We start from the raw sequence: 1,349 nt of genomic DNA, 5'->3' as shown, positions 1-1,349 counted from the left end.
CGATTCTTTGTTCTTTGATTTCTTAATCGCTTGTAGTTTTTTTGATTTTCCTAGTTTACGTCTCTTAGATGCGTACCGTCTGCGAGAATAAGCAATTTGAGCTCCTTTGAAAAAAAGTGATGTTGTTCCCACACTAGCGACTGCCAGATAACGAAGTCCTAGATCAATCCCCATTACTTTCTCATCTTGAGAGGATTCCACATGCCACGTGATGGGGATCGCAAGATACCATTTCTTTTTCTTTTGATACAGCTTTCCTGCCCCTTGTTTAACCGTTCCGTTGATCTTTTTCTCTAACCATGCGATTTGAAAGGGTTTTGCTACAACGGGGACACCGACACGTTTTTCCGGTGTGGGGAAAGAGAGGGTATATACTTCACTCTTCTTTTCTACTTTCAAGTTTTGATTGTTGAAGCAACACCATCTTTTGCGAAAAGTTTTCGCATGTTGATTCTTCTTTTGAGACTTTACTTCACGAATGGTTTGATTGACAACAGCCGATGGGAATGATTGATCCGAAAATTCCTTAAAGATCGTGCTGGATGCCTTATTGACCTCTGGGTGCAAAAGAAGCCAGTTAGCAAACGCCGTGTTCATCTCTGTCATTCGTTGATACATCTGCTGTTTCGGTTGAGTGGGTTTATGTAGTTCTAAACGCAGTGTGATCGTAGGCATGTGTTCACCCCCTTGTTTTCTGCGCTTCGACATAACGGTTAATCGTATCACTCGATACATTTCCTGCTGTGCTAACAAAGAAAGAACGTGTCCAAAGGCTTTGCAGATGCACCAAATGGTTAAATTCTTGTCTTAACCGTCTTGAAGTCACTCCTTTCACTCTTGCCATCATATCGGTTGGAGAATCAGTGGGTAGACCGTTCAAAAACAAGTGACAGTGATCGGGCATTACTTCCATCGCTACAATAATCCAATCATTTTCTTGGCAAATCTCTGCCACTAATTGCTTGAATCGTTCTTCTACATAATTAGTAGTATCTGTCCTACTGTAGCACCTTTCGCAACAAATCCCGAAAAACTAATCCTCTAAGAAAATATCTAAGGAGTCTTATTGACATTACTATCTCTGAAGGCAGTGACGCTCGTGAACAAGAATATAGCAAATACATTGACACTCCCACAGCTGAAGCACCCCAAGGGCACTTCCTTCGGGCGCAGTGGGATTCTTGGGAACTCCCGTCTACTGACAGGAGTATACTCCAAGCTTAAACGGTTTGCCCAACCGCAAGTACACGAAGCCCTTCTTGCAAGATGTTCTTGGATGCATTGATGTCTCGGTCATGGTGAGAGTGGCACGTAGGGCATATCCATGAGCGAAGATTCAGGTTCTTCAC

General features: G+C 42.9%; 3 protein-coding genes. All 3 read right to left on the bottom strand.

Going from position 1 to position 1,349, the window contains the following annotated elements; genetic code table 11:
* Positions 1 to 675 (bottom strand): transposase (locus BLV90_RS15865; protein ID WP_143035090.1); only part of this gene is annotated, 675 nt, incomplete at its 3' end.
* 4 nt (positions 676 to 679) lie between these two features.
* Positions 680 to 1,024, bottom strand: coding sequence for an IS200/IS605 family transposase (gene tnpA / locus BLV90_RS15860; protein WP_281242053.1), 345 nt, complete (start codon positions 1,022 to 1,024; stop codon positions 680 to 682).
* 196 nt (positions 1,025 to 1,220) lie between these two features.
* The coding region (locus BLV90_RS15855) for a zinc ribbon domain-containing protein (RefSeq protein WP_143035089.1) at positions 1,221 to 1,349 on the bottom strand (129 nt) is incomplete at its 5' end.

Origin of the sequence: Marininema mesophilum (genome assembly GCF_900106775.1) — a bacterium.
In the GTDB taxonomy this organism is placed as follows: domain Bacteria; phylum Bacillota; class Bacilli; order Thermoactinomycetales; family DSM-45169; genus Marininema; species Marininema mesophilum.
Note: the sequence above shows the minus strand (reverse complement) of the source record. Positions and strands in the feature narration are given on the sequence as shown.